The following is a 25,767-nucleotide window of genomic DNA, read 5'->3' as shown; positions in this document are numbered from 1 at the left end:
GGTCCCGCCTCGGCGCCCGCGCCCGCCTCGGCCTGGGGCGGTCCCGAGGTCGCGGCGACGCCCGCCTCGCCCCCGCCGCCCGCGGAGGCCGCGGTGCCCGGGCCGTCGGGTCCCTCGGCGTCCGCGCCGGCGCAGACCGTGGAGCCGGTGCTCGAGGTCGTGCCGCCGCCCGCGCCCGAAGCGGCGCACGAGGCGGCGCCGGAACCGGTCCCCGAGGCCGCGCCCGCCCCCGTGGGGGCGGCCGCTGCGGAGGAAGTCCCGTCGGCGCCCGCCGACCTCGGCATGCTCGCCGAGCTCTGGCCCGCGGTCCTCACCTCGATCCGCGAGCAGACGCCGATGCTCGGCGCCGTCCTCGCCGAGGCCCTCCCGGTCGAGCTGCGCGGCGACGACGTCGTCGTCGCGTTCGACCCGTCGAAGGACTTCCTGCGGCGCAAGGCCGAGGACCGGCCCAACCGCGACGCGCTCGTCGAGGCGATCCGCGCCATGACCGGGATGAAGGTGAAGGTCGTCTTCGACCTGCGCGACCTCAGCGAGGTCGATCCCGTGCGCGCCGACGCGGACAAGCCGCTCGGCGAGGAGGAGCTCCTCGCCCGTCTCAAGTCGACGTTCGACGCCGAGGAGGTCATCGCCGAGCCGGACGGCGACGGTGACGGCGACCCCGCGGCGATGCCCGCCTCACCGACCCCGACCGCCGAGGAGCAGAGCTGATGCCTCAGCCGAACATGCAGAAGATGCTCAAGCAGGTGCAGAAGATGCAGGCCGACATGATGGCCGCGCAGGAGCGCCTGAAGGACGAGACGGTGACCGCGAGCGCCGGCGGCGGGATGGTCTCAGTGATCGTGTCCGGCGACCTCGTCGTGAAGGAGATCAAGATCGACCCCGAGGCGATCGACCCCGACGATCCCGAGCTCCTCCAGGACATGGTCCTCGCGGCGACGAACGAGGCTCTGCGCGCGGCCCAGGAGAAGGCGGCCGAGGCGATGGGCGGCCTCACCGGCGGCATGGACCTCGGCGGGATGGGCCTCCCGCCCGGCTTCGGCGCCTAGGCGCCCGCCGGCCAGACGCCCGTGCAGGCTCCGTCCGTCCAGCGGCTCGTCACCGAGCTCGGTCGCCTGCCGGGCATCGGGCAGCGGACCGCCCAGCGGCTCGCGTTCCACATCCTGCGGTCGGACACCGAGACGGCCCTCGCGCTCGCCGACGCGATCCGCGAGGTGAAGGAGCGGATCGGGACGTGCGAGGTGTGCTTCAACCTCGCCGAGGGCCCGCGGTGCGAGATCTGCCTCGACGCGCGGCGGGACCCGACGCTCGTCTGCGTCGTCGAGGAGCCGCAGGACATCGTCCCGCTCGAGCGCACCCACGAGTACCGGGGCCGCTACCACGTCCTCGGCGGCGCGCTCAGCCCGATCGACGGGGTCGACCCCGAGGATCTCCGCATCGAGGAGCTCTACCGCCGGGTCGCGACGCCGCAGGAGGGCGAGGAGCGCATCCGCGAGGTCGTCGTCGCCACGAACCCGACGACGACCGGCGAGGCGACCGCCCACCACATCGCCGCCGGCCTCCGCGACCGCACGCCCGACGTCGTCGTGAGCCGGCTCGCCTCCGGACTCCCGGTCGGCGCCGACCTCGAGTACGCCGACGAGGTGACGCTCGGGAAGGCGCTCGCGGGCCGCCGGGCGCTGTAGGGGCCGCCGGCCGCGCCCTACGCGCCCGGCACGAGCGCCTCGCGCGCGTAGCGCTCGCGCAGCTCGCGACCCCGGCGCAGCGCCTCCTGGACCCGGCCCGCGGGGATCGTGCCCTGGCGGATCGCGCGTGCGACCGCCTGGACGGCGGCCTCCTGGTCGCGCTGGTCGCCGCGCAGCAGCAGCAGGTCGCACCCCGCGAGGAGCGCCTCGACCGCCGCCTCGGCCGGCGAGCCGCCGGTCGCGAACGTCGCCGCGCCGAGATCGCCGGAGAGGACGACGCCGTCGAAGCCCGACGAGCGCAGGAGGTCGACGGCCTCGGGGAGGAGCGTCGCGGGGGTCACGCCGTCGAACGCGGCGTAGAGGGACTCGCTCATCGCGATGACGGGGGCTGCGTCGACGACCGCGGCGAACGGCCGCAGGTCGCGCTTCATGAGCTCCTCGAGGGGAAGCCCGACCGAGGCGGTGCCGAGCCGCGGGTCCTGCGAGGCCGCGCCCTCGCCCGGGAAGTGGCCGACGGCGGCGGCGACGCCGGCCTCGCGGTAGCCGCGGACCGCCGCGCGCACCCGCGCCGTCACCTCGCGCGGATCCTCGCTGAACGAGCGGTTCTGCCACGGTCCCCCCGCCGAGGCGAGGTCCGCGTCGGGGGCGAGCGTCATCCCGATGCCGAGCTCGCGCAGGAGCCTGCCCGCCGCGCGGGCCTCGGCGGCGGCCGCGTCGGCGCTCGACTGGTCGGACTGAGGCCGCGGCGGCGCGTCGCCGATCTCCGAGTCGGCGCCGCCCGCCTGGCGGATCGCGACGATCGGCTGCGCGTTCCCCGCCTCCCGCGCGGTCGAGCGGAGCGCGGCGGTGAGCTCGGCGACCTGCGGGCGCGAGAGGACGTTCCCGGCGTCGAGGACGACGCCGCCCCAGCCGCGCGTGGCGAGGCGCTCGAAGAACGGCGCGGTCGCGTCCGTCCCCCGGAAGCCGACGACGAAGAGGCGGGCCGCCGCGCGGGCCGGCGAGAGCCCGAGGTCGCCGCCCGCCGGCCGGGACGTCCCACCCGACGCCGTCTCCCCGGCGACCGCGCCCTCGTCACCGGCGTCGCCGGCCCCCTCGAGGAGCGGTGCGAGGGCGGTGAGGAGGGAGACGCCGCGACGCTCCGGCTCGCCGGCGCCGGACGCCGGGCCGCCGGCGCTCTGCGGCGCCGAGGGGCCGTCGCCCGAGTCGAGGAGGAGCGGCAACGCGGCCGCCGCGGCGGCGAGGACGACGACGAGCGCGACGACCCGCCGGCGCACGTGGACGCTCATCGCGTGACCCCCGAGGCGGGCGCGCGGCGGGCGGCGGCATCCGCCTCGTACACTCCGGCGTCCCGATGAACGCCACATCGACCGTCGTCATGAAGTTCGGCGGCACGTCCGTCGCCGACGCCGAGCGCCTCAAGCGCGCCGCCGCCCGCATCGTCGCGAAGCGCGAGGCGGGTCATCGCGTCGTCGCCGTCCTCTCGGCGCGCGGCAAGGAGACCGATCGGCTCATCGCCGACGCGTTCGAGGTCTCGCCGAGCCCGGACCCCCGAGAGATGGACATGCTGCTCTCCACGGGTGAGCGGGTCTCGTGCGCGCTGTGCGCGATGGCGATCAACGATCTCGGCCACCGTGCGATCTCCCTGACCGGCTCACAAGCCGGCATCGTGACAGACACGTCCCATACGAAGGCGAGGATCCTCGACGTCCGGGCGGACAGGATCAAGAGCGCCCTCGACGAGGACTCGATCGTGCTCGTCGCCGGCTTCCAGGGCGTCTCGACCGCGAAGGACGTCACGACGCTCGGCCGCGGCGGCTCCGACACGACCGCCGTCGCCCTCGCCGCCGCCGTCGGCGCCGACGTCTGCGAGATCTACACCGACGTCGCCGGCGTCTTCAGCGCCGACCCCCGCATCGTCCCCGACGCGAAGAAGCTTCCGGTCGTCTCGTTCGACGAGATGCTCGAGATGAGCGCCTCCGGTGCCGGGGTCCTGCAGCTGCGCTCCGTCGAGTACGCCCGCAATCACGGCGTGCGCATCCACTGCCGTTCGAGCTTCGACGACGCCCCCGGAACGGTCGTCGTCTCCGAGGAGGACACACCCGTGGAGAACCCGCTCATCACCGCCGTCACCCACTCGACCGGCGAGGCGCGCATCACGCTCCTCGGCGTCCCGGACTCTCCGGGCATCGCGGGCCGGGTGACGACCGCGCTCGCCGACGCGAACGTCAACATCGACATGATCATCCAGAACGAGCCCGTCACCGAGGGGGCGAAGGCCGACATGTCCTTCACCGTCCCCCGCGAGGACGTGGAGGCCGCCAGGGAGGCGCTCGCCGGGCTCGTCGCCGAGCACGGGATGGAGGTCATGACCGACGAGTCGATGGGGAAGGTCTCCATCGTCGGCGCCGGCATGAAGTCGCACCCCGGCATCGCGGCGAAGGTGTTCACGACCCTCGGCGAGCAGGGGATCAACATCGAGATGATCTCGACATCGCCGATCCGCATCTCGTGCGTCGTCGCGGGCGACCAGGTCCCCGAGGCCGTCAAGGCGCTGCACGGCGCCTTCGACCTCTCCGGGCCGGACACGATCCGTCCCGAGCAGCCCTTCGGGGAGTTCGCATGAGCGGCGTGCGCGTCGCGGTCGTCGGCGCGACCGGCGCGGTCGGCACGACGATGCTCCGCCTGCTGCGGGGCCGCGGGTTCCCCGCGAGCGAGGTCGTCGCGTTCGCGAGCGAGCGCTCGGTCGGGAAGACCCTCGAGGGCGGGCTCGTCTGCCAGCCGATCGAGGACGGCACGATCGGCGGCTTCGACATCGCGATCTTCAGCGCCGGGGGCGCGACGAGCCGCGAGTGGGCGCCGCGCTTCGCCGAGAAGGGCGCGATCGTCGTCGACAACTCGTCGGCGTTCCGCATGGACGACGGCGTGCCGCTCGTCGTCAGCGAGGTGAACCCGGAGGCGCTCGACGAGCTGCCCAAGGGCATCGTCGCGAACCCGAACTGCACGACGATGGCGTTCATGCCGCCGATGAAGGCGCTGCACGACGCCTACGGCCTCACCGCGCTCGTCGCGACGAGCTTCCAGGCCGCCGGCGGCGCCGGGCAGAAGGGCATGGACGAGCTCGCCGAGCAGACCCCGGTCCTCCTCGCGCAGCGCGAGGCGCTCGTCGACCGCGGGGCCGAGGCGTTCGCGTCGGTCGAGGCGAAGGTCCACGCGAAGCCGCTCGCCTTCAACGTCGTCCCGTGGCTCGGCTCCGAGCAGGAGCAGGGCTACACGGACGAGGAGATGAAGATGCGCAACGAGTCGCGCAAGATCCTCGGGATCCGCGACCTCGCCGTCTCCCCGACCTGCGTGCGCGTCCCCGTGATGGTCGGGCACGCGATCGAGCTGAAGGCGACGTTCCGCGAGATGCCGACCCGCGAAGGCGCGATCGAGGCCCTCGAGCAGATGCCGGGCGTCCTCCTCGACGAGGTCCCGACCCCGATGGAGTGGGCCGGGCGCGACGAGGTCTGCGTCGGCCGCATCCGCGAGGACCTCGCCGACGCGCACAGCCTCAACCTCTTCGTCGTCGGCGACAACCTCCTCAAGGGCGCGGCGCTCAACACCGTCCAGATCGCCGAGCTCCTCGTGGAGCGCGGCATCGTCCCGAAGGACTGACACGCCCCCGCAGCGCGTGAGTGTGGATCCACCTGGCTCTCGGCCAGATGGATCCACACTCACGGCCGGCGGGCGGGCGGTCCCGCTCGCCCGGACGGGCGGTCAGCAGCGGCCGAGGCGCTTGCGGACGAGCATCTCGCGGCCGAGGGCGACCCAGGCCGCGCCGTAGTACGTGGGGTTCTCGCGGTCGCGCGCCGCGGCGAGGTCGAGGAGCCTGCGGGCGTCCCTGCGGTCGCCGGCCGCATGGGCGGCTCCCGCCGCCCCGACGAGCGCCACGGGATGGAGGAAGGCGTCCGGCTCGGGCTCGCCGTCGAGGTCGCGCGGGAGACGGCCGGCGTCCGTCCGCAGGACCCGCCACATCTTCCCCGCGATGCGCCGGTCGGACCGGCGGCAGGACTCCGCGAGCCGGACCGGCAGCCGCACGGCGTCGAAGCCGTAGTGCGGCGGCGACCCCGTGCCGGGCGAGGGCGACGGGCGCGTGCCGCGCGCCCAGTCCGGCGGCAGCGCGTGGCCGTCGAGCACGGCGGGGATCCGGCCGGCGCCCGCGGCCCGGAGGCGCAGCGTCCGCGCCGCGCGCGGTGAGACGTAGGACGGGTTGAACCACCGCTCCTCGCGCGCCCACGGTCCCGCGAGGAGGAGACCGTCGTCCACCATGTCGCGACGGATGACGCGGACGAGTCGGCGCGACGCGCGCCTGTAGGCGGGCTCGTCGAAGCGCCCGGCGGCGATCCGCAGCGCCCGTGCCGCATCGAGGTCGGCGTCGGTCGCCGGCTGGCCGTCGAGGATCCGCCCGTCCCGCCAGTGCCAGGCGAGCGCGCCGTCGCCGCGCTGGAGGTTCCTCCGGGTCCACCGCCAGACCCGAGCGAAGGTCCGCTCGTCGCGGGCGGCGACCGCGAGGAGCATCGCGTAGGCCTGCCCCTCGCTCACCGTGTCGCCGCCCTGGTCGCGGCGCACGACGCGTCCGGCGCGGGTCACGTACTCGTCGAGGAACCGCTCGGTCGGATCGCTCGTGCCGGTCGCCGTCGCCCCGCGGACCGCCGTCGCGCCCCCGGCCCCCGTCGCTCCGCTGTCCCCGCCGCTGCAGGCGGGGGCGGCGAGGAGCGCGACGGCGCCGAGCGCCGCGGCGGCGACCCTGCGTGCCCGCCCCGTCATGAGGCCGCCGGGGTCGCGCCGGCGACGGCCGGCGCCGCGCTCGCGGCCGGCTGCGGGCGCGGAGGGAAGAGCGCGGCTCCGATGCCCGTCGAGAGGACGGTGATGTGGAGGAGCGCGAAGGCCACGTTGTTGAGCGTCCCGGGGGAGGCGCCTTGCGAGAGCCCGTACGTCGCCGCCGCGGCGAGGGTGGCGAGGGCGACGAGCGGCGGCCACACGGGTCTGATCTGCCGTCCGTGTGCGCCGGTCTTCGGCGTGACGACGAACGTCCCGCGGCGGCCGAGCGCGGTGAGGACGGTCGCCTGCACGTGGATCCAGAAGGACGCGACCTGCAGGGCGTAGGCCCGGAAGGTGTACGTGCCGGAGCCCATGATCGCGACGCTGAGCAGGGCGAAGCCGAAGTACGGCGCGAAGTGCAGGAGGAACGCGTCGCCGCTCGCCGAGGACAGCGGCTGCGCGCCGGTGAGGATGCGCACGACGGGCATCGCCATGTAGACGAGGATCGTCCAGCCGGTGAGGAAGTAGAGCGACGACAGGGCGTGCTGGACCCTGAGGCCCACCGGCAGATCGCGGGCGCGGAGGATCGCGCGCATGCCCGTGAGGCAGCCGCGGGCCCAGCGCTGCTGCTGGGAGACGTAGGAGGCCATGTCCTCGGGACCGAGCCCGCGGGCGAGCACCTCCGGGAGGTAGACCGAGCGCCAGGCGCGCCGGTGCAGCTCCACGGAGAGCTCGAAGTCCTCGGTGAGCGAGCCCGTCGGGAAGCCGCCGACGTCCTCGAGCGCCTCCCGCCGGAAGACGACGTTCGTCCCGCAGCAGAACATCGCGTCGCGCCCGTCCTTCCCGCGCGCGATCGCACCGAAGAAGAGGGCCTGCTGCGCCCACGACGCCGCCGAGATCGGGTTGCGCCGCCAGTTCGCGTAGTACTGCGGCGTCTGGACGAACGCGGTGTGCGGGCACTCGAGGTGTCCGAGCGTCGCCTCGAGGAACCGCTCGTCGGGGACGTGGTCGCAGTCGAGGATCGCGACGAACGGCGCGGCGGTGAGCCGAAGGGCGTGGTTGATGTTGCCCGCCTTCGCGTGGACGTGCTCCTCGCGCGTCACCCAGCGGGCGCCGTGGCGGTGGGCGAGCGCCGCCATCTCCTCGCGGTCGCCGTCGTCGAGCAGCCAGACGCGGACGTCCGCGCCCCGCAGCCGGACGGCCGCGGCGACCGTCGGCTCGACGACCTCGACGGGCTCGTCGTAGGTCGGGATGAAGACGTCGACGCAGTGGGCGCCCGACGGCGCGCGCGGTCGGCGGCGCCGCTGTCGCGAGGTCGTGAGCCAGAAGCCCGTCGCCTGCGCGAGGTTGAACAGCTCGGCCGCGACGAGGAGCCCGTAGAGCACGGGCGTCCCGACGCGCCCGGGATCGAGCAGCCACGTGAGGTAGAACAGCGCGAGCGGCAGCGCGATGAGGAGGAGGATCCGCGCGCGCCGGGAGTCGGCGGCCGTCCCACGCGCGTCCCAGTCGGGGGCGCGCAGCCGCGGATCGTCGGTCGTCGTGCTCATCGGTAGACGGTCACCTCCACCTGGGGACGCGAGAAGCGGCCGATCACCCTGCGCTCGTCGGCGAGCGCGCGCCGCGCCCGGTCGGCGTTGCGGCGGTGGACCGGCAGATCGGAGAACGAGGAGATGAAGAAGACGCGGGGCGCCCAGCGGCGTTCCGGCAGGCCCTCGGCGAGCGGGGCCGACCGGAGGTCCGGCTCGTAGTAGCGGACGATGTCGTCGAGGTACGACGGCTCGTACACGAGGACGTCGCCCGGCTGCATCTGCTGCTCGACGGCGGCGAGCGCGCCCTCGAAGTCGTAGCGCCGAGGGTTCGTGCCATTGAACAGCTGGTCGGCGGTCGCGACCGCGAAGAGGGTGACGAGCGCGGTCGCGGACGTCGCGAGCGCGACGCGGCTCCGCGTCCACGCCGTCGCGATCCGCGCGACGAGGAGGATGAGGAGGGGCGCGGTCGCGACGAAGAACCGGACCTCGAAGAGGAACGGCTTCGCCATGCCCGCCGCGAGGAGCACGAGCAGGGGGACGAACGCGCACGCGGCGACGAGATGGGCCCGCCACGTCGGCCGGCGGCCGAGCAGGAAGAGCGTCACGAGGATCGCGAGCGGCCACAGGGCGGTGAGCCTCCCGAGCGTCTCGTCGGAGTGGTAGCCGAGGACGCCCCACACGAGGTTCGTGAGGACGACGTAGACGTCAGGGCGCGAGCCCTCCCCGGAGATGTCACCGGCGCGTGAGGGGCCTTCGTCGAAGCCGCGCCCGGCCGCCTCGTTCGCCCTGAACTGATCGAGCGCGAGGTCGGCGACCGGGAGGGCGGCGAGCGCGACGAGGGCCGTCGCCCCGAGCCACGCGCCGGCGAAGCGGCGCGCGGCCTGCCGGTCGGCGCGGGCGCGCGAGGCGACGACCACGAGGAAGGCGACCTGCTGCACGGCGACGAAGGCGATCGAGAAGTACTGCGTCCAGAGGAGCAGGACGGTCGCCGCGGCGTAGAGCACCCAGGCACGGACGCCCCCGCCGTCGATCGCCCACACCTGGCCGATGAGCGCGATGACGGCGAAGAGCATGAAGAACGCGTACATCCGCGCCTCCTGGGCGTACCAGACGAGGAACGGCGCGACCGTCGCCAGGCCGGCGGCGAGGAGCCCGGCCCGGCGGTCCCAGAGGAGATGGCCGAGGGCGTAGAGCGCGGGGACGAGGAGCGTCCCGGCGACGATCGAGGGCGCGCGCAGGACGAGCTCGCCGGTCCCCGCGACCTGGGCGAGGAGCCAGAGCACGAGGTGGTGGAGCGGAGGATGGACGTCCGTCGTCCGGAGGTTCTCGAGCAGGTCCGCGAGCGGCATCTGGGCCTGCAGCGCGGACGTCGCCTCGTCGAGCCAGATGCCGCGCGTGATGACGAGCCGCACGGCGAGCGCGACCGCGGTGAGCGCCCCGAGCGCGGCCCACGGCACGCGGGTCGCCGAGGCCCCGGCGGCGCTCGCGTCGGAGGGCGGTGCTGGGCGGACCGTCGCGTCCGCTGCCGGGCCGGGAACGGGGTCCCGTCCCGGCCTCGGAGGCGCGGGTCGCTCCGCGGGCTTCGGCGGGGCCGCGGTCGCCGGGAGCAGGCCCGCAGCGGCGGAGACGACGACGAGCGTCGCCGCGGCGCCGATCGTGATCGCGGCGATCGTCCGCGGGTCGTCGCCGAGGATGACGATCGACGCAGCGTGCGCCGCCGCGAGGAGGAGGAGCGCCGCGACGAGCGGGCGGCCGCGTCCACTCGCGACCCGCTCGGCCACGAGGACGCGCCCGACGCCGAGCAGGGCCATGCCGGCGACGTACGGCGGGACGAGGCCGGCGATCGGCTCGTACTCCCGTCCGAACGCGGCTCCGAGGGCGGACTCCGGGAGCGCGGCGGCGACGGCGAGCGCGAGCGCGCCGAGACCGGCAGCGAGACCGAGCGCGGCGGCGAGAGCGCGGCCGTCCTGGCCCGTGCGCGGGAGGAGGACGAGCGGCACCGTCGTCGTCGCGAGGGCAGCCGCCCCGCCGAGCGTGGAGAGGATCGCGAAGCGCCCCGCGTCGAGCTCGCCGAGCGCCGCGTTGGCGAGGACGAGATCGGCGTTCTGGAGGATCGCGAGGAGCAGGAACGCCGCCGTCGCGAGCCCCGCGGTCGTCGGAGCCGCTCGCCGCGCCGTGCCGCTGAGGCGCTGCGGGAGGCCGGGCCGGGTGACGAGCAGGGCGATCCAGCCCCCCGCGACGACGCCGGCGGCGCCGCCGATGGCGCCCGTGGTCGCCGCGAGGGGGAGCCCGAGCGCGAGCCGGATCCCGGGCTCGGCCGCGAGACTCGCGATCGCGCGGCCGTGGGCCCGCTCGCCGATGAGGCGACCGCGCTCGAGCGCGAGCCAGCCGGCGGACGGGGCGCCGACCGCGAGGACGAGGATGAGCCCGGCGGGGAGGCCGAGGACGCTCGCGAGCGGCAGCGACAGGACGCCGATGGTCGCGCCGGCGCCGAGGCCGGCGAGAAGCGCCCGGTGACGGTGCCGTGCGGCGAATCCCGGCATCGCGGCGCTCCCCGCGCTCAGCGCGCTGAGAGGCACGTGGATGACGAGGAAGAGCGCGAGGAAGACGGCGAGCTCGGCGAAGGCGCCGGGCGCGAGGACGCGTGCGGCGAGGAGCGCGAAGGCCAGGTTGCCGACGCCGGCGCCGATCTGCCCGGCGGCGACGAGGGTCTGCTCGCGGAGCAGGAGCCGCGTCGAGACGCGCGGGCGGTGCGTCGTGGGCGAGCCGGCGATCGTGCTCATCGCGTCCACTCCTCGGGTCGAAGCGGGAGCTCGCCGATGGCGGCGGCGTCCGCGAAGGTCCGGCCCCCGTCGAGGAGGAGCCGCAGAAGCCGGAAGCCCTCTTCGGCCGCTGCGATCTCGCCGCGCACGGCGGAGGCGCGGACGACCGGACCCGAGCACGCGGCGGCGACGAGCGCGTCCCCGAGCGCGGTGGGCGCCGCCTCCGGTCCGAGCGCGGGGGCGCCGAGCCGCCCGGCGAGGCCGCGCAGCTTCGCCTCGTGGTCGTAGGCGACGACCGGGACGCCCGCGACGCACGCCGCCGGGATCGCGTGGAAGCGCATCGCGAGGACCGCGGCGCAGCCGCGCATCCCGTCGGCGGCGTCGGAGAGGCTCTCGGGCGGGAGGACGATCTGCGCCGAGCTGCCGAGCTCGTCGCGGATCGCCCGGGCGAGGTCGAGGTCGTCGGTCTCCGCCGGCCCGCCCACCTGCCACGGCTGGAGCTCGACCGGGCTCCCGGAGGCGAGGACGGGGACGAGCGCGGCCGCGATCCGTCGCGCGAGCTCCTCGTCGCCCGCCTCGTGGGAGAGGGCCACGCGCACGGCACCGGCGGGGTGGTAGCCGCCGTCGGGCACGCCGTCGAGGAGCGGCCAGGCCGCGTCGGCGCCGACCCGGATCGGCGTCGGTGCGCCGATCGCGGAGAGGGCCTCCGCCGACTCGTCGTCGCGCAGGACGAGGAGGTCGGCCTGGCGGACGAGCCGACGGACGAGGGCCTGGGCGCGCTTGGAGCGGAGCCGTCCCGCCCCGACGCCCACCATCGCGAACGGGCGGCCCGTCGCCTTCGCGGCGGCCGCGAGCCCGAGCGCACGGGAGAGGAGGTCGAGCGGCGGGCGCCCCGTCGAGCTCGGCAGCTCCTTGAAGACGGTGCCGCCGCCGACGACGATCGCGTCCGCATCGCGGATCCTCCTGGCGACGACCGGCAGGTCGGTGCGGCCCGCGGTCGCCACGACCTCGTGATCGGGGAGCGCCCGCGCGAACGCCTCGGCGAGCGCGTCGTCGCCGGGGTTGCGCTGCCCGAAGGCGCCTGCGAGGAGGATCGAGCTCATCGGGTCGACTCCTTGGCGTAGATCTCGAGATGGCGCCGCGCGACCTCGGCCCAGGAGCGGCCGGCGGCGAGCACGCGCGTCGTGCTCGCGAGCTCGCCGAGGGCGCCGTCGTCGGTCGCGAGCTCGCGGAGGCGTGCCGCGAGGCTCTCGGCGCCGGTCGGGGCGACGAGCGCGTCCGGCGCGTCCATCGTCCTGGCGAGCGCCGGCGAGACGATCGCGGGAGTGCCGTGGGCGAGCGCGAGCGCGAGCGCGCCGGAGGAGGAGACGGGGCGCGGGTAGGGGTAGGCCGCGACGTCGACGTCCGCGAAGAGGGCCGGCAGCTCGTCGTCGGGCACGAAGCCGAGGAAGGCGGCGTCGTCCCCGTGGGAGGCGCGCAGCCGGTCGGCGTAGTCGTCGCCGGCCGCCGCCAGGCGCGGGTGCGGGCCGCCGGCGACGACGACCTGCACCTCGTCACGGGCGAGGCGTCCCGCCTCGAGGAGCGCTTCGAGCCCCTTGTACGGCGCGAGGAACCCGAAGGCGAGGACCGCGAGGCGATTCTGGTCGATGCCGCGGGCGGCGCGGCGCGCGGGATCACGCGTCACCGGCTCGCCCGGCTCGATCCCATGCGCGACGACCTCGGCGCGACGGAGCGTCGCGGCGAACGACGGCTCGTGGACGATGACCGCGTCGGAGAGCCGGCGGATCGCGGTCGAGACTCCGCCGAGTCCCGCCCTCACGGCGCCGACGGGCGCGCGCACGCCGTGCATCGCGACGAAGGCGCGGTCGATCGTCGCCGGGTCGACGACGTGATGCATCGTGACGACGGTGCGACGCCGGCGGCCGCGCAGGCGGGCGAGCCCCGCCACGAGGCCGGGCACGTGGTCGGGTCCTCCGTAGAGGAACGTCTCGTGCTGCACGTGGACGACCGGGGCGCCGGTCGCGCGTGCCGCGCGCGCCGCGGCGGGAAGAGCACCGCTGCCCCGTCCGAACGCCCGCTCGACGCTGACCATGCCGTCCCAGTGGCGGGCGGGCAGCCCGGGCTCGCGGAGGGCGACGACGTGGACGTCGGCGCCGGCGTCGGCGAGCGCGCCGGCGAGATTCGCGGTGTAGGACGCGACGCCGGTCCAGCCGTCGTGGCGATGGCCGGGGGCCGGGTAGGGCCCGACGAGCGTGACGTCAGGCGCCGACACGGGCGACCTCCCGGACGTCCTCGCCGGCCGCGGGCCGGTCCGGTGCGGCGGCGCGCCGGTCCTCCGCGGTCAGCGGCGGCGCTGCGTCCGCGGAGGCGGGCCGACGGCGCCGCCCGAAGAGCCACAGGCGCACGAGCGAGCGGCCCATCCTCGTCGCGTCGGCGACCGGGTCGACCCGAGAGCCGTCCTGGTCGACCCAGACGGTCGGGACCTCGGCGATCGGCTGACCCGTCTCGCGGGCCGCGAGCAGGAGATCGACGTCCCACAGCAGGTCGGTGACCTCGAGGCGCGGGATGAGCGCGTCGGCGACGTCCCGGCGCAGCGCCTTCGCGCCGCACTGGGTATCGCGATAGGGGAGGCGGAGGAGGCGTCGCGTCGCGAGCGAGAACCCCGCGCTCGTCACCTTCCGGGCCACCGGGCGGCTGGCCGGGAGGACGGACGCGGGGTGGCTCCGCGAGGCGATCGCGCCGCCGTAGCGGCGCGCGACGCGCACGAGGCGGCCGAACTCCGACGGCGGTGTCGCCCCGTCGGCGTCGACGAAGCCGACGACGTCGGCGTCGCTGCGGCGGAACGCCTCGGAGAGGACGCCGCCCTTCCCGAGCTTCGGGAAGCAGCGGGCGACGACCCGCGGATCGCGTGCGCGGTGCGCCTCGACGACGTCCGCGGTGCCGTCGGTGCAGGCATCCATCGCGACGACGAAGCGCGTCGCGGCGTCACTGAACGCCGCGCGGTACGCATCGAGCGTCGCGCCGATCCGCGCCTCCTCGTTGTGGGCCGGGAAGATGATGTCGAGCCGCAAGGCAGCCTCCTCGTGCAAAGGGGGTCGTGAGAGTGCGACGACGACGCCGTGGACCAGGAGGGACCCGCGCTCCCTCCGTCTCCGCGCTCGGCGGAGCCTGGTCGTCCTTGTGCTGGCCGCGCCCGGCGGCGGCCGTGAGGGGTGTGCGTGACCCGGGCGTGGGTGAGGTTCGCGGACGCTGGTACCCGCTCACAACCCCCTGAGACGCTTCTCTCGCTCGCCACTCCGGTAAATCGGCGCGAGGAGGGGCTCGCGGAGCGCTCGGTTTACGAACCTTTAGGTGGCCGGGGCGGTGGTGAGACGCGTCGTTCAGGTCGCGTCGAGCCGCTGCGGGCCGCGCGGCTCGGCGGGGCGCGCGCCGGGCGGGGGGAGCGGCTGCAGATCGAGCTGCCACCAGCCCACGTCGCGCCAGGCGCCGTGCTTGAAGCCGACGCCGCGATAGACGCCGACGAGCGTGAAGCCGAGGGACTCGTGCAGTCCGACGCTCGCCTCGTTCGGCAGGGTGATGCCGGCGTACGCGCGATAGAGCCCCTGCCGGCGAAGGAGGCCGAAGAGGGCGCTGTAGAGCGTCCGCCCGACGCCGGCGCGGTGGTGCGCGGCGTCGATGTAGACGCTCACGTCGACCGACCAGCGGTAGGCGGCGCGCTCGCGGTGCGGCGCGGCGTACGCGAACCCGGCGATGACGCCGTCGCGCTCGGCGACGAGCCAGGCGTGGTGCGCGCTCACCGTCGCGATACGGCGCTCCATCACCGCGAGGTCGGGGACGACCTCCTCGAACGACGCGACGCCGTCGGCGACGAACGGCGCGTAGACCTCCGCGCAGGCGGCGGCGTCGCGGTCGGGATCGGCGTGTCGGACGTGCACGGCGGCGGATCGTCGCAGGCGCGACGCCCGGGAGCCCGGCGAGTGTCGATCCACCCACCGCCGGCGGCGCTCGATCGACGCTCACCCGGTGGGCGTCAGCGTGCGGCGCCCGCCGTGAGCTCCACGAGCTCGCGGCGCGTGCGGACGCCGAGCTTCCGGTAGATGTGCCGCCGGTGGGTCCGCACGGTCTCGATGCTCACGTGGAGCGCGAGCGCGATCTCCGCGTTCGATCGTCCCTCGCGGAGGTGCTCGAGGACGTCGAGCTCGCGGCGGGTGAGGAGGTCGGGCTCGAGGCCGAGCGCGGCGTCGGGCGGCGGCGAGGTCGCGCTCGCGCCGACGGGCAGCACGTGGAGGCCGCGGGACGCGAGGTGGATCGCGCCGATGACGTCACGGGCCTGCGTGCTCTTCGCCAGGCACGCCGTCGCCCCGAAGGAGAGCATCTGGCCGCTGTCGGCGGCGGAGGGGTTGTTCGCGAGGACGACGAGCCGCGTCGCCGGGTGGTCGCTGACGAGCCGGCGGACCTCCGCCGCGGAGGTGAGCGCGCCGAAGTTGATGACGGCGACCCGCGGAGCGAGCTCCTCGAGGACGCGGTCGAGGTCGCCGTGCAGGACGTCCTCGGCGACGAGCTCGAGGTGCTCGTCGCGCTCCACCAGAGCGCGCAGTCCGAGCGCGATGAGGTCCTCGAAGCGCGAGAGCAGGACGGTCGTGTGGGAGGAGGTGGACGGCATCTCCCTCTCTCTATCGGCAGCACGGGCCGAAAGGGTGAGCCTCTTCTCACCCGTACTTCACCCCGCCGCTCCCCCCGCGTTCACCCGCGCCGGGGGACGACGGCGGCGCCGCGGCCGGGCATGATTCTCCTCGTCGCACGGAGCGGCGACACACCAGGACCGAAGAAGGATGGGGCGGTCCTCACGACAGATTTCCCTGGGGCGGAATGGGGTACGCACACAGGAACGGGAACGGGCCTTCGGGCCCGTTTCTCGTTGTTGTGGGGCATCGTCCTCGACGCGTCGTGTGACGGCGCGCACGGAGGCGTCACCGAACACGTGTTCAGGGGTACGTGTGTTCCCATGGACGATCGCTGGACCGACACCGCCTCTCCCGACGAGCTCGGCGCGCGCCTCGACGCCGTCCGCCGGCGCCTCGAGAGCCGCACCGCCCCGACCCGCGAGCGACTCGCGGCGCTCGGGCCCGCCGAGCTCTTCGCGCTCGCGGCCGACGAGCTGCGCCTCGCCGACGAGGAGATCGACCGCGCCCAGCGGCGCGTCCACGTCATCGCGGCGAACGCCGCCCAGCGGCTCGGTGAGCAGCTCGTCGCCGAGCGGGCCGGCGACGTCTAGGAGCCGCTCTCGAGAGCCGCTCCTCGCCCGGGGCTCTACTCGACGTCGTCCTCGGGCGGGCTGATCCGCGCCCGCAGCCGCGCCCGCGCGGCGTCGAGATCGTCGGTCGCGAGCGGCCCGGCGTCCTCCTCGCCCGCGCGGCGGCCGAGGCGCTCCGCACGCTCGGAGAGCGACTCCTCGGGGATCGGGACGATCGTCCGCGGGGCGTCCGCGCGCGCGCCCTTGCGCCGCCGGCGGCGGCCCGTGAGCGCGTTGGTGAGGTCGCCGATCCTCATCGGGCGCCCGATCCTACGTGACGGGTGGGAGGCCCGTCATGAGCGCGACCCCGGCGCGCGGCCCGTGCAACGGACCGTGCGCCGGGGTCGCGGACCCGGCGGCATGTCGGCGGGAGCTACCAGCCCTCGCCGCCCGAGCCGACGCCGGCGACGACGCTCGTCGACCAGTCGATGACCGAGGTCGGCTTCACGACGTGACGGCTCATGCCGAGCTCCTTCGGCGAGAGCCCGAGGGCGAGGCCCACGAGCTGCGGGAGGTGGAGCACCGGCATCTCGAGGTCCCGCGGCACGAGCCGCTCGGCGATCGGCTGCTGGAGGTCGAGGTTGAGGTGGCAGAGCGGGCACGGGGTGACGAGGCAGTCCGCCCCCTGGTCCTGCGCGTCGCCGAGGTTGCGCGCCGCCATCCGCAGCGACGCGTCCTTGTTCATCGTGATGATGGGGAAGCCGCAGCACTTGTGCGAGCCCGCGTACTCGATGACCGTGCCGCCGAGCGCCTCGATGACCTGCGCGAGGTACGTGTCGCGCGGGTTCTCGTCGTCGATGCCGAGCCGGTCCATCGGCCGGACGATGTAGCACCCGTAGAACGGCCCGACCTTGAGGTCGGTGAGCGGGCGCTTCACCTTCGCCTTGAGGTTCTCGAGCCCGATCTCCTCGACGAGGACCCAGAGGAAGTTCTTGTTCGCGATCCCCGCCTGGTACTCGAGACCCTCGCCGGCGAGCGTCTCGTTGACGTGCGCGCGGTACTCGGCGTTCGCGTCGAGGCGCTCCTGGCACTCCGACTGCGCGCCCTGGCACGTCGAGCAGATGTTCATCATGAGGTCCGCGCCCTTGCCCATCTCCTGCTGGGCGAGCGCGAACGTGCGGGCGTTGAGCGTGTCGGCGAGCTCCTGGTTGTGCTCGGCGATGACGCCGGCGCCCGTGCAGCAGGCGCGATCGAGCTGGACGAGCTCGATGTCGAGGAGCGGCGCGACCTTCGCCATCGAGCCGTGGAGCTCGGGGGTGAAGCCGCGGCTCACGCAGCCGGGCCAGTACGCGACCTTCATCCGATGCTGCTCCCGTCCTTCTCGGCCGCCTCGGGGGCGGGCTGGGCGTTGTCCTCGTCGGTCCCCGTGACGTACAGGTTGAGCTCGTAGCGCTTGTCGCGGGACTCGACGGTGTCGTAGATCTTCTGGACGGCCTTGAGGTCGTCCTTGGGGATCTTGTGACCGAAGACGGCCGCCTTGATCCCGACCTTCCCGCGCAGGAGGGCCTTCGTGATCGCCGGCAGGGAGTCGGCGAGCTCGGCGCCGGCGGCGGGGTGGAACTTCCCGAACCACGAGTTGCCGCCGTAGGAGCGCGGGAGGAGCTCGGCCTCGTGGAGGAGGCCGTAGTCCTTGACCAGCGTGACGAACGCCGCCTCGTGGCGGTGCCCGTTGTTGCGGTCCACGATGTGGTGGTCGGACCCGGCGCGGCGGCGCAGGCGCATGATCTGGCTCATCGGGGCGACGCCCTTCGGGCACGCCTCGATGCACTTGAAGCAGTGCGTGCAGTCGTACATGCCCGCGGGGTCCTCGGCGAGGTCCTTGAGGCGCTCCTTCTGCTGCGCGTCGCGGGGGTCGCCGACGAACCGGTAGGCCTTCGCGAGGGCGGCCGGGCCGATGAAGCTCGAGTCGACCTCCATCGAGAGGCAGTCGGAGACGCAGGCGCCGCACTGGATGCACGCCATCGACTGCGTGACGTCGACCATCGCCTCGCGATCGACGATGTACTCGCGCTCGGGGATCGGCTCCTTGTTGATGAGCCACGGCGTGACGCGCTGGATCTTCTTCCAGTGGACCGCGTCCATGTCGACGATGAGGTCCTTGATGACGGGCATGTTGCCCATCGGCTCGACCGTGATCGTCCCGTCCGGCGACTTCTTCGCCGCGTCATCGAGGTGCGTGTGGCACGCGAGGCCGGGGTTGCCGTTGACGCGGACTCCGCACGAGCCGCAGATCGCGGCGCGGCACGAGCAGCGGATGCCGATCGAGCCGTCGAAGCGCGCCTTCGCCTGGAGGATCCCCTCGAGGACCGAGCGGTGCGGCTCGAGCTGGATCGTGTGCTCCTCCCAGTACGGCGCCTCGCCGGACTCGGGGTCGTAGCGGCGGAGCCGCAGCGTGAAGTCCTGTGGGGGCTTGCGAGTTTCCATCTAGTACTTGCGCTCCTCGGGCTGCCACTGGGTGATCGTCACCGGCGAGTACGACACCTTCGGGACGTCCTCGCCGTTCCTCGACGTGTTGATGTGCTTCTGCCACTCCTCGTCGTTGCGCTCGGGGAAGTCCGTGCGGAACTGGGCTCCGCGGGACTCCTTGCGCTCGAGCGCGGCGACGACGGTGCACTCGGCGGCGTCGAGCATGTAGCCGAGCTCGATCGCTCCGAGGATGTCCTGGTTGAAGACCGTGCCCCGGTCGTCGATGTACGCGGTCTTCGCCTCGTCCTTGAGGCGGCGGACGACCTCGTGGGCCTGGTTGAGGCCGGCCTCGTCGCGGAAGACCGCGACGTACTGGTTCATCGTGGTGCCGAGCTCGTCCTTGATCTCGGAGACGCGGCGACCGGACTTGTCGCGGCCGACGATCTCGGCGATCTCGGCCTCGTCGCGCTTCAGCTGCGCGTCGTCGGCCGCGGGCATCGTCATCGCCTTCGCGCGCTCGGCGGCGTGCTCGCCGGAGCGGCGGCCGAAGATGAGGGTGTCGAGGAGCGAGTTCGCGCCGAGGCGGTTGCCGCCGTGGACGGAGACGCAGGCGACCTCGCCGGCGGCGTAGAGGCCGGAGATCGGCGTCGCGCCGTCGACGTCCGTCTTCACGCCGCCCATGATGTAGTGCTGGCCCGGGCGGATGAGGATCGGCTCCTTGGTGATGTCGACGCCGGCGAAGTCCTTGCCGATGTTGACGATCTCGCGGAGCGCCTCGAGCGTGCGCCGCTTCGGGACGACGGTGATGTCGAGGTAGATGCCCTCGCCGTTCGTGCCGACGCCGCGGCCCTCGTTGATCTCGGTCTGCTCGGCGCGGGAGACGACGTCGCGGGAGGCGAGCTCCATCTTGTTGGGCGCGTACTTCTCCATGAAGCGCTCGCCCTCCGAGTTGAGGAGGTGCGCGCCCTCACCGCGGGCGCCCTCGGTGATGAGGAAGCCGTTCTCGACGAGCGTCGTCGGGTGGTACTGGATCATCTCCATGTCCATGAGCGGCGCGCCGACGCGGTACGCCTGGGAGATGCCGTCGGCCGTGCAGATGAGCGCGTTCGTCGTCGGCTTGAAGCACTGGCCCGCGCCGCCCGAGGCGAGGATGACGTTCTTGGCGCTGAACGTCTCCATGGCGCCGGTGCGGATGTTGCGCGCGACGCAGCCGACGCACGTGCCCTCGTCGTCGAGGATGAGGGACGTCGTGAACCACTCCTCGTAGCGGTCCACCGTGTCCGAGTGCTTCATGAGCTGCTCGTAGAGGACGTGGAGGATCGCCTGGCCGGTGATGTCGGCCACGTAGGCGGTGCGCTTCATCGAGGCCCCGCCGAACGCGCGGAGGTCGAGCTCGCCGTCGTCGTTGCGGTGGAAGGTGACGCCGATGTGCTCGAGGTGCATGACCTCCTTCGGCGCCTCCGAGCACATGACCTCGATCGCGTCCTGGTCCCCGAGGAAGTCGGAGCCCTTGACGGTGTCGTAGGCGTGCGAGCGCCAGTCGTCGGCGACGCTCACGGCGGCGTTGATGCCACCCGCGGCCGCGACGGAGTGCGACCGGACGGGGTGGACCTTGCTCATGATCGCGACGGTGACGCCGGCCTCTGCGGCGGCGAGGGCGGCGCGCTGGCCGGCGAGGCCGGCGCCGATGATGAGGACGTCGTGTGAAGGCATGAACTCTCTCTGCGGCGGACGGTTCCGGGGTCGCACTCTATACGTCGACCGGCGCGGACCAGCCTCCCCCTCGACGCCTCCGGGCGCGACGGCGCGAGTGCGTCAAAGCCGACCGTTTCGGCCGGATTTTCTGGGTGGCCGCGGTCAGCGGGAGGCGGCCGCGCCGAGCGCGCGGCGGACCTGCTCGATCGTCACGACGCCGCAGAGCCGCCCGTCGCGGTCGATGACCATGAGGGCGCCGAGCTTGCGCAGGGGCAGACTGCCGAGGAGCGACTCGAGCGGCTGGTCCCGCTCGATGCCGAACTCGTCGGGGCCGGCATCGAGCAGCTCGCCGACCGACAGGGCGGGCTGGCCGGCCTCGATCGCGCCGTCGATGCGCGTGCGCTCGAGGATCCCGAGGTAGCGGCCCTCGGCGTCGACGACGGGGAACCAGGACCATCCGTAGCGCAGGAACCAGTCCTCCTCGGCGCGCAGGACCGTCACCTCCGCGGGGAGCGAGACGGGCTCCTGGTCCATGAGGTCGGCGACGGTGACGCCCTCGATGCGCTCCGCGAACTCGCTCGTCGCGACGGCGCCGGTCGCGGCCTGGCCGAGGAAGAAGCCGAGGACGACGAGCCAGATGCCGTTCAGCGGGTCGGTCGTGAACGCGAGGACGAGGCCGCCGCCGATGAGGAGGTAGGAGAAGCCCTGGCCGAGGCGGGCCGAGAAGCGGGTGCCGCGGTTGCGGTCCTTCGTGATCCTCCACGCCGCGGCGCGCGCGATGCGTCCCCCGTCCAGGGGGAAGGCCGGGACGAGGTTGAAGACGAAGAGGAACGCGTTGACGACGAAGAGCCAGCTCGCGAGCGCGAGGGCGGGCGAGGTCGCATCGGATGCGAACTCCGCGTTGTCGAAGAACTCGCCGGTCTCCGAGAGGGCGACGGCGGCGCCGAGGCACGCGAGGCAGACGAGCAGGGTGACGGCGGGCCCGGCCGCCGCGACGCGGAACTCCTCGCCGGGGCTGCGGCTGTCGCGCGAGAGCTTCGCGAGGCCGCCGAAGAACCAGAGGTCGATCCCGTTGATGCCGATGCCGGAGCGACGTGCGACGAGCGCGTGTCCGAGCTCGTGGAGGACGATCGAGCCGAAGAAGAGGAGCGCCGCGATCACCGCGACGACGTAGGCCTGCGTCTGGGACCCGTCGAGGACGTCCTCGAACCACCCCGACAGGAAGTAGATCATCAGGAACAGGAAGAGGAACCAGCTCGGACTCGCTCCGATCCGGATGCCGAAGAGCCTTCCGAGCTGCACCGATCCGCCCATCACGAGGACATCGTCGCACGCCCGAGGAACCGCACGACCGCGGCGGCGTAGTCCTCCGGGGCGTCCTCGGGCGCGAAGTGGCCGACGCCGTCGAGGACGTCGAGCTCCGCGCTCGGGATCTCGCGGGCGAAGCGGTGCGCCCCGGCGACGGGGGCGAACGCGTCGTCGCCGCCCCAGAGGAGGAGGGTCGGCACGCCGAGGGCGGAGAGGCGGGTGGGCGGGCCCATGTACTCCGTGAGCTCGGAGAACTCGCCCGAGCGGTAGAGCTCGAGCTGGCGCGCCTTGCCCTCGTCGTCGGAGAGGGCGCGCCAGTACTCGTCGATCGCCTCGTCGCCGATGCCCGTCGAGACGCTGCGCAGCAGCGCGCCGAACGACTCGCGGGTCTGCTGGGCCATGAGGTCCTCGCCCGTGCCGGGCGTGCGCATCGCCTCCGCCATCCCGTGCCACTTCCCGTCCGCGAAGAAGCCGGTGTCGCTGATGACGAGCGCGGCGATCGCGTCCGGGTGGTCGCACGCCCACCGCAGTCCGATGAGGCCGCCCCAGTCGTGGACGACGAGCACGACGCGGTCGAGGCCGAGCGCCGTCCGGAACTCCTCGAGCGCGGCGCGGTGCGTCGCCCAGTCCGCCGGTCGGCGCTCCGGCGAGTCGCCGTAGCCGGGGAGGTCCGGCGCGACCGCCCGCATCCCCGCCGCAGCGATCTCCGGCAGCAGCTCGCGCCACATGTAGGAGGACTCCGGCCAGCCGTGGACGCAGAGGACGACGGGCGTCCCCGCGGGCGGCGTGACATCGGGGAGCGCCTCGCGGTACGCGAGCCCGCCGGCGGTGGGGAGGGAGGTCATCGGGCGTGGAGCCTCTCAGACCCTCCTCGCTCCCGGGGGGCGCGAGCGGGGGGGTACGAATCGAACGCGCGTTGATTTCGCGCCCGTATGGGCGGGTCGAATCGAACGCGCGTTGATTTCGCGCCCATATAGGGGGTGAATCGAACGCGCGTTGATCTCGCCCCCCGTGGCGTGGTGTCGTCCCGCCCGGGGGAGGCCGGTCACTCCCGCGCGAGCAGCGCGACCATCGCCCGGCGCACCGGCGCCGGCGGGAAGGCCATGACGACGTCCTCCTCGTGACGGGCGAGGAAGCGCGCGGCCCAGCGAGCGCCCCGCAGGCTGCGCGGGATGCCGCCCTTCATGAAGAGGCCGTCGCGAGCGGCGGCGGACGAGTCGACGAGGAACTCCTCGAGCCCGAGCGGCGGGGTGACGCGGCAGCGCAGGTGCGCGGTCGTGGTCCCCGACGCCTTCACGCCGTGACGGGCGCCGGGACGCACGAGCATCTCGCCGTCGGCGGCGGTGATGACGCGCTTCTCGCGGCCGAGCTGGAAGCGCACCTCGCCCTCGACGACCCACCACACCTCGGTCTGGCGCGGGTGATGGTGCGGCGGGAGGACGCCGCCGGGCTCCATCCAGGTGTCGACGACGAGGTCGTCGCCGTCCTGGGCGAACGCGTAGGTCGTGCGGTGGACGGGGTCGTGGTGCCGCTCGGTCATGGGAGCCTCCGCGGTGAGGTTACTGGCAGGTAACATAGCGCGCGATGCCGCGCTTGTCAGCCGAAGATCGCCGTGCGCTCGTCCTGCGCGCGGCGGCCGACGCCTTCCGCGCCCGCGGCTACGAGGGCGCGCGACTCGACGACATCGCCGCCGCGGCCGGCGTGACGAAGCCGATCGTCTACCGCCACTTCGGATCGAAGGAGGCGCTGTACCTCGCCCTCCTCGACCGGCACGAGGAGGACCTCCCGGCGTTCTTCGCGCGGATGTCACCGCCGGCCGAGGGCGCGTCGCTGCGCGACGTCGTGCGGGCCGTCCTCGCGCACTGGCTCGCCTACGTCGAGGAGAACGGCCACGCGTGGGTGATGCTCTACCGCGACGCGGGTGGCGGTCCCGCGATCGAGGCCCGGCGCCGCGAGGTGCGCTCCCGCGCCCGCGCGCTCTTCGCCGGCTTTCTCCGGGAGCGCGCTGACCCGCCGCTCCCGCCGGCCGAGGTGGCGCCGCTCGCCGAGATCCTCGTGAGCGGGCTCGCGGGTCTCGCGCTCGCGGTCGTGGACGGCACCGAGGCACGCGACGACGCGACGGTCGACGCGGCGCTCCGTGTCGTCCTCGCGGTCCTCGTCGCCCCACCCTGAACGCGGCCGGGGGCGGTGGGTCGGTGCGAATCGAACGCGCGTTGGATTCGCCCGGGTCGGCGGCGCGGCTGCGGCCAGGCGCCGGGGGCGCGGGGTCAAATCAACGCGCGTTGAGTTCGCCCCCTATGTGGGGGTCAATTCAACGCGCGTTGAGTTCGCCCCCCGCGGATGCGGTAGTCAATTCAACGCGCGTTGAGTTCGCTCCCGGCGGTGCGGGGCTCGATTCAACGCGCGTTGGATTCGCCCCCTATGCGGGGGTCGATTCAACGCGCGTTGGATTCGCCCCCTATGTGGGGGTCGATTCAACGCGCGTTGGATTCGCCCCCTATGTGGGGGTCAATTCAACGCGCGTTCGATTCGCCCCGCCCCCGGCGCCCCGCCCACGCCCGCCCCGCGCCCCCGCACACCCCGAACGCGCTACGCCTCCACCGGCATGTGACGGTCGACGATCGCGCGATGGTCGACCGACGGAGGGAGGGTGCCGAAGACGCCGCCGCCGTCGCCGCCGAGGCGCGTCGCGCAGAACGCGTCGGCCACCGGCGCGGGCGCGTGGCGGACGAGGAGCGAGCCCTCGAGCACGAGCGCCATCCCCTCGACGACGCGGCGCGCGCGGGCCTCGATCGCCTCGAGGTCGGCGAGCTCGTCGCGCAGCGCGCCGACCGCCGCGTCGAGCCGCGGGTCCGCGCCGCCCGCCTCGGCGACCTCGTCGAAGTACGCGCTGAGCACCTCGGGCTCCTTCGCGAGCGCGCGCAGGACGTCGAGCGCGTTGACGTTGCCCGACCCCTCCCACACCGAGTTGAGCGGCGCCTCGCGATAGAGGCGGGGGAGGCCGGACTCCTCGACGTAGCCGTTGCCGCCGAGGCACTCGAGCGCCTCGGCCGCGAGCGACGGGTAGCGCTTGCAGACGTGGAACTTCCCGAGCGCCGTCGCGATCCGCTTGAAGCGCTGGGCCTCCTCGTCGCCGGCGAGCGCCTCGTCGTAAGCGCGGCCGAGTCGCATCGCCAGCGTCGTGGCGGCCTCCGACTCGACGCAGAGGTCGGCGAGGACGTTCGCCATGAGCGGCTGGTCGACGAGGGTCTTCCCGAACGCGCTGCGGTGCGCGGCGTGGTGGAGCGCGTTCGCGACGCACCAGCGCATCCCCGCCGCCGACCCGAGGACGCAGTCGAGCCGCGTGTGGACGACCATCTCGAGGATCGTCCGCACCCCCCGGCCGGGCTCGCCGACGAGCCGACCCCACGTCCCGTCGAACTCGACCTCGCTGCTCGCGTTCGACCGGTTGCCGAGCTTCTCCTTGAGGCGCTGCAGCCGGAAGGCGTTGCGGCTGCCGTCGGGGAGGAAGCGCGGGACCGCGAAGCAGCCGATCCCCTCCTCGGTCTGCGCGAGGACGAGGAAGAGGTCGCTCATCGGCGCGCTGCAGAACCACTTGTGGCCGCGCAGGATGTACTCCGCCCCCGGTCCGCCGCCGTCGAGCGGGACCGCGGTCGTCGAGTTCGCGCGGACGTCGGAGCCGCCCTGCTTCTCGGTCATCGCCATCCCGACCTTCGCCGAGCCCTTCTCCGCCGCCGGTCGCAGCTCCGGGTCGTAGGCGTTCGCGGTCACGAGCGGCTCCCACTCGGCGGCGATCTCGGCCTGCATCCGCAGAGCGGGGATCGCCGCGAAGGTCATCGTGATCGGGCACGCATGGCCCTGCTCGGCCTGCGTCGAGGTGATGTACATCGCGCAGCGCGCCACGTGGCCGGGACGGTCCGCGCCGCCCTCCGTCCACGGGAGGCTGTGAAGGCCGTGCTCGCTCGCGAGCGACATCAGCGCGTGCCACGACGGGTGGTAGGTCACCTCGTCGATGCGGTGTCCGAACCGGTCGTGGGTCTTCAGCTCGGGCTCGTTGTCGTTGGCGAGGAAGCCCCATTCGACGGGCTCTGCGCCCCATGCGGCGCCGACCTCGGCGCAGCGCTCACGCGCCCACGCCCCGCCTTCGCGCTCGAGCGCCTCGACGAGCGGACGGTGCGTCGTGAAGAGGTTCACAGGCGCGAGCGGGGGCGGCTGGTTGGTCACCTCGTGCGTCTCGGGACCGGGGGAGGCGGGACGAGCGGTCGTGGCCATCCATCGATGGTACGCCGGGC

Annotated in this window: 23 protein-coding genes and 1 pseudogene; 7 read left to right on the top strand and 17 right to left on the bottom strand. The window is 73.9% G+C overall.

Annotated elements, in window-relative coordinates; genetic code table 11:
- From ACME2J_RS13340 to recR, 3 genes and pseudogenes are all read left to right on the top strand, one after another.
- Positions 1-708: pseudogene (locus ACME2J_RS13340) on the top strand (hypothetical protein); the annotation flags it as partial.
- The gene (locus ACME2J_RS13335) at positions 708-1,046 is read left to right on the top strand and encodes a YbaB/EbfC family nucleoid-associated protein (protein ID WP_495545415.1); all 339 of its coding nucleotides are present in this window, start codon (positions 708-710) and stop codon (positions 1,044-1,046) included. The pseudogene ACME2J_RS13340 and the gene ACME2J_RS13335, both read left to right, overlap by 1 nt.
- Positions 1,047-1,067: 21 nt before the next feature.
- Positions 1,068-1,682: a recombination mediator RecR gene (gene recR / locus ACME2J_RS13330; protein WP_495545414.1), complete on the top strand. Its 615-nt coding sequence runs from the start codon at positions 1,068-1,070 to the stop codon at positions 1,680-1,682.
- 17 nt (positions 1,683-1,699) lie between these two features.
- Here the strand turns inward: recR and ACME2J_RS13325 are convergent, their stop codons facing one another.
- Positions 1,700-2,968: a glycoside hydrolase family 3 N-terminal domain-containing protein gene (locus ACME2J_RS13325; RefSeq protein ID WP_495545413.1), complete on the bottom strand. Its 1,269-nt coding sequence runs from the start codon at positions 2,966-2,968 to the stop codon at positions 1,700-1,702.
- Positions 2,969-3,033: 65 nt separating this feature from the next.
- Here ACME2J_RS13325 and ACME2J_RS13320 point away from each other — a divergent pair, with 65 nt between their 5' ends.
- Together ACME2J_RS13320 and ACME2J_RS13315 are read left to right on the top strand one after the other, a co-directional pair.
- Complete coding sequence (locus ACME2J_RS13320; RefSeq protein ID WP_495545412.1) at positions 3,034-4,305, top strand: aspartate kinase; 1,272 nt, start codon at positions 3,034-3,036, stop codon at positions 4,303-4,305.
- Positions 4,302-5,336 carry an aspartate-semialdehyde dehydrogenase gene (locus tag ACME2J_RS13315; protein ID WP_495545411.1) on the top strand — a complete coding sequence of 345 codons (1,035 nt, stop codon included), beginning with the start codon at positions 4,302-4,304 and terminating at the stop codon, positions 5,334-5,336. Before ACME2J_RS13320 ends, ACME2J_RS13315 begins: the two co-directional genes overlap by 4 nt.
- Positions 5,337-5,438: 102 nt before the next feature.
- On the opposite strand, the gene ACME2J_RS13310 is transcribed toward ACME2J_RS13315, so the two are convergent.
- The 8 genes from ACME2J_RS13310 to ACME2J_RS13275 form a co-directional block, all read right to left on the bottom strand.
- On the bottom strand, positions 5,439-6,488 hold the full coding sequence (locus ACME2J_RS13310) for a glycosyl hydrolase family 8 (RefSeq protein ID WP_495545410.1): 1,050 nt from the start codon (positions 6,486-6,488) through the stop codon (positions 5,439-5,441).
- The gene (locus ACME2J_RS13305; protein ID WP_495545409.1) at positions 6,485-8,029 is read right to left on the bottom strand and encodes a glycosyltransferase family 2 protein; all 1,545 of its coding nucleotides are present in this window, start codon (positions 8,027-8,029) and stop codon (positions 6,485-6,487) included. Before ACME2J_RS13305 ends, ACME2J_RS13310 begins: the two co-directional genes overlap by 4 nt.
- Positions 8,026-10,794, bottom strand: coding sequence for a glycosyltransferase family 39 protein (locus ACME2J_RS13300; protein WP_495545408.1), 2,769 nt, complete (start codon positions 10,792-10,794; stop codon positions 8,026-8,028). Before ACME2J_RS13300 ends, ACME2J_RS13305 begins: the two co-directional genes overlap by 4 nt.
- A complete protein-coding gene (locus tag ACME2J_RS13295; protein WP_495545407.1) occupies positions 10,791-11,876 on the bottom strand; it encodes a polysaccharide pyruvyl transferase family protein in 1,086 nt (361 codons plus the stop codon). Before ACME2J_RS13295 ends, ACME2J_RS13300 begins: the two co-directional genes overlap by 4 nt.
- The gene (locus ACME2J_RS13290; RefSeq protein WP_495545406.1) at positions 11,873-13,045 is read right to left on the bottom strand and encodes a glycosyltransferase; all 1,173 of its coding nucleotides are present in this window, start codon (positions 13,043-13,045) and stop codon (positions 11,873-11,875) included. The genes ACME2J_RS13295 and ACME2J_RS13290 overlap by 4 nt, the downstream gene beginning before the upstream one ends.
- Positions 13,032-13,844 (bottom strand): glycosyltransferase, encoded by an 813-nt coding sequence (locus ACME2J_RS13285; RefSeq protein WP_495545405.1) that lies wholly within the window; start codon positions 13,842-13,844, stop codon positions 13,032-13,034. Before ACME2J_RS13285 ends, ACME2J_RS13290 begins: the two co-directional genes overlap by 14 nt.
- Before the next feature lie 309 nt (positions 13,845-14,153).
- Positions 14,154-14,708, bottom strand: a complete 555-nt coding sequence (locus ACME2J_RS13280) for an arsinothricin resistance N-acetyltransferase ArsN1 family B (RefSeq protein ID WP_495545404.1) — start codon at positions 14,706-14,708, stop codon at positions 14,154-14,156.
- Between the two features lie 95 nt (positions 14,709-14,803).
- Positions 14,804-15,436, bottom strand: a complete 633-nt coding sequence (locus tag ACME2J_RS13275) for a response regulator transcription factor (protein ID WP_495545403.1) — start codon at positions 15,434-15,436, stop codon at positions 14,804-14,806.
- Between the two features lie 342 nt (positions 15,437-15,778).
- Here ACME2J_RS13275 and ACME2J_RS13270 point away from each other — a divergent pair, with 342 nt between their 5' ends.
- Positions 15,779-16,048, top strand: coding sequence for a hypothetical protein (locus tag ACME2J_RS13270; protein ID WP_495545402.1), 270 nt, complete (start codon positions 15,779-15,781; stop codon positions 16,046-16,048).
- 35 nt (positions 16,049-16,083) lie between these two features.
- Here the strand turns inward: ACME2J_RS13270 and ACME2J_RS13265 are convergent, their stop codons facing one another.
- From ACME2J_RS13265 to ACME2J_RS13235, 7 genes are all read right to left on the bottom strand, one after another.
- Positions 16,084-16,323 carry a hypothetical protein gene (locus tag ACME2J_RS13265; protein ID WP_495545401.1) on the bottom strand — a complete coding sequence of 80 codons (240 nt, stop codon included), beginning with the start codon at positions 16,321-16,323 and terminating at the stop codon, positions 16,084-16,086.
- Positions 16,324-16,439: 116 nt separating this feature from the next.
- A complete protein-coding gene (locus ACME2J_RS13260; protein WP_495545400.1) occupies positions 16,440-17,366 on the bottom strand; it encodes a CoB--CoM heterodisulfide reductase iron-sulfur subunit B family protein in 927 nt (308 codons plus the stop codon).
- The gene (locus tag ACME2J_RS13255) at positions 17,363-18,490 is read right to left on the bottom strand and encodes a succinate dehydrogenase/fumarate reductase iron-sulfur subunit (protein WP_495545399.1); all 1,128 of its coding nucleotides are present in this window, start codon (positions 18,488-18,490) and stop codon (positions 17,363-17,365) included. The genes ACME2J_RS13260 and ACME2J_RS13255 overlap by 4 nt, the downstream gene beginning before the upstream one ends.
- The gene (locus ACME2J_RS13250) at positions 18,491-20,185 is read right to left on the bottom strand and encodes an FAD-binding protein (RefSeq protein ID WP_495545398.1); all 1,695 of its coding nucleotides are present in this window, start codon (positions 20,183-20,185) and stop codon (positions 18,491-18,493) included. It abuts the gene before it with no gap.
- 144 nt (positions 20,186-20,329) lie between these two features.
- Positions 20,330-21,481, bottom strand: coding sequence for a site-2 protease family protein (locus ACME2J_RS13245; RefSeq protein WP_495545397.1), 1,152 nt, complete (start codon positions 21,479-21,481; stop codon positions 20,330-20,332).
- Complete coding sequence (locus ACME2J_RS13240) at positions 21,481-22,320, bottom strand: alpha/beta fold hydrolase (RefSeq protein ID WP_495545396.1); 840 nt, start codon at positions 22,318-22,320, stop codon at positions 21,481-21,483. Before ACME2J_RS13240 ends, ACME2J_RS13245 begins: the two co-directional genes overlap by 1 nt.
- A 200-nt stretch (positions 22,321-22,520) precedes the next feature.
- Positions 22,521-23,015 carry a cupin domain-containing protein gene (locus ACME2J_RS13235; protein ID WP_495545395.1) on the bottom strand — a complete coding sequence of 165 codons (495 nt, stop codon included), beginning with the start codon at positions 23,013-23,015 and terminating at the stop codon, positions 22,521-22,523.
- 44 nt (positions 23,016-23,059) lie between these two features.
- Here ACME2J_RS13235 and ACME2J_RS13230 point away from each other — a divergent pair, with 44 nt between their 5' ends.
- Positions 23,060-23,647: a TetR/AcrR family transcriptional regulator gene (locus ACME2J_RS13230; RefSeq protein ID WP_495545394.1), complete on the top strand. Its 588-nt coding sequence runs from the start codon at positions 23,060-23,062 to the stop codon at positions 23,645-23,647.
- A gap of 417 nt (positions 23,648-24,064) precedes the next feature.
- Here the strand turns inward: ACME2J_RS13230 and ACME2J_RS13225 are convergent, their stop codons facing one another.
- Positions 24,065-25,747, bottom strand: coding sequence for an acyl-CoA dehydrogenase family protein (locus ACME2J_RS13225; RefSeq protein WP_495545393.1), 1,683 nt, complete (start codon positions 25,745-25,747; stop codon positions 24,065-24,067).
- Between the last annotated feature and the right edge of the window lie 20 nt (positions 25,748-25,767).

The organism is Paraconexibacter sp., from assembly GCF_059438195.1.
Note: the sequence above shows the minus strand (reverse complement) of the source record. Positions and strands in the feature narration are given on the sequence as shown.

What these genes read in the sequence shown, in the direction of transcription:
- ACME2J_RS13245 (WP_495545397.1), bottom strand. Translation starts at nt 21,481, where the DNA reads ATGGGCGGATCGGTGCAGCTCGGAAGGCTCTTCGGCATCCGGATCGGA.
- ACME2J_RS13335 (WP_495545415.1), top strand. Translation starts at nt 708, where the DNA reads ATGCCTCAGCCGAACATGCAGAAGATGCTCAAGCAGGTGCAGAAGATG.
- ACME2J_RS13270 (WP_495545402.1), top strand. Translation starts at nt 15,779, where the DNA reads ATGGACGATCGCTGGACCGACACCGCCTCTCCCGACGAGCTCGGCGCG.
- ACME2J_RS13250 (WP_495545398.1), bottom strand. Translation starts at nt 20,185, where the DNA reads ATGCCTTCACACGACGTCCTCATCATCGGCGCCGGCCTCGCCGGCCAG.
- ACME2J_RS13295 (WP_495545407.1), bottom strand. Translation starts at nt 11,876, where the DNA reads ATGAGCTCGATCCTCCTCGCAGGCGCCTTCGGGCAGCGCAACCCCGGC.
- ACME2J_RS13275 (WP_495545403.1), bottom strand. Translation starts at nt 15,436, where the DNA reads ATGCCGTCCACCTCCTCCCACACGACCGTCCTGCTCTCGCGCTTCGAG.
- ACME2J_RS13305 (WP_495545409.1), bottom strand. Translation starts at nt 8,029, where the DNA reads ATGAGCACGACGACCGACGATCCGCGGCTGCGCGCCCCCGACTGGGAC.
- ACME2J_RS13235 (WP_495545395.1), bottom strand. Translation starts at nt 23,015, where the DNA reads ATGACCGAGCGGCACCACGACCCCGTCCACCGCACGACCTACGCGTTC.
- ACME2J_RS13240 (WP_495545396.1), bottom strand. Translation starts at nt 22,320, where the DNA reads ATGACCTCCCTCCCCACCGCCGGCGGGCTCGCGTACCGCGAGGCGCTC.
- ACME2J_RS13315 (WP_495545411.1), top strand. Translation starts at nt 4,302, where the DNA reads ATGAGCGGCGTGCGCGTCGCGGTCGTCGGCGCGACCGGCGCGGTCGGC.
- ACME2J_RS13320 (WP_495545412.1), top strand. Translation starts at nt 3,034, where the DNA reads ATGAACGCCACATCGACCGTCGTCATGAAGTTCGGCGGCACGTCCGTC.
- ACME2J_RS13325 (WP_495545413.1), bottom strand. Translation starts at nt 2,968, where the DNA reads ATGAGCGTCCACGTGCGCCGGCGGGTCGTCGCGCTCGTCGTCGTCCTC.
- ACME2J_RS13265 (WP_495545401.1), bottom strand. Translation starts at nt 16,323, where the DNA reads ATGAGGATCGGCGACCTCACCAACGCGCTCACGGGCCGCCGCCGGCGG.
- ACME2J_RS13255 (WP_495545399.1), bottom strand. Translation starts at nt 18,490, where the DNA reads ATGGAAACTCGCAAGCCCCCACAGGACTTCACGCTGCGGCTCCGCCGC.
- ACME2J_RS13310 (WP_495545410.1), bottom strand. Translation starts at nt 6,488, where the DNA reads ATGACGGGGCGGGCACGCAGGGTCGCCGCCGCGGCGCTCGGCGCCGTC.
- ACME2J_RS13300 (WP_495545408.1), bottom strand. Translation starts at nt 10,794, where the DNA reads ATGAGCACGATCGCCGGCTCGCCCACGACGCACCGCCCGCGCGTCTCG.
- ACME2J_RS13230 (WP_495545394.1), top strand. Translation starts at nt 23,060, where the DNA reads ATGCCGCGCTTGTCAGCCGAAGATCGCCGTGCGCTCGTCCTGCGCGCG.
- ACME2J_RS13225 (WP_495545393.1), bottom strand. Translation starts at nt 25,747, where the DNA reads ATGGCCACGACCGCTCGTCCCGCCTCCCCCGGTCCCGAGACGCACGAG.
- ACME2J_RS13260 (WP_495545400.1), bottom strand. Translation starts at nt 17,366, where the DNA reads ATGAAGGTCGCGTACTGGCCCGGCTGCGTGAGCCGCGGCTTCACCCCC.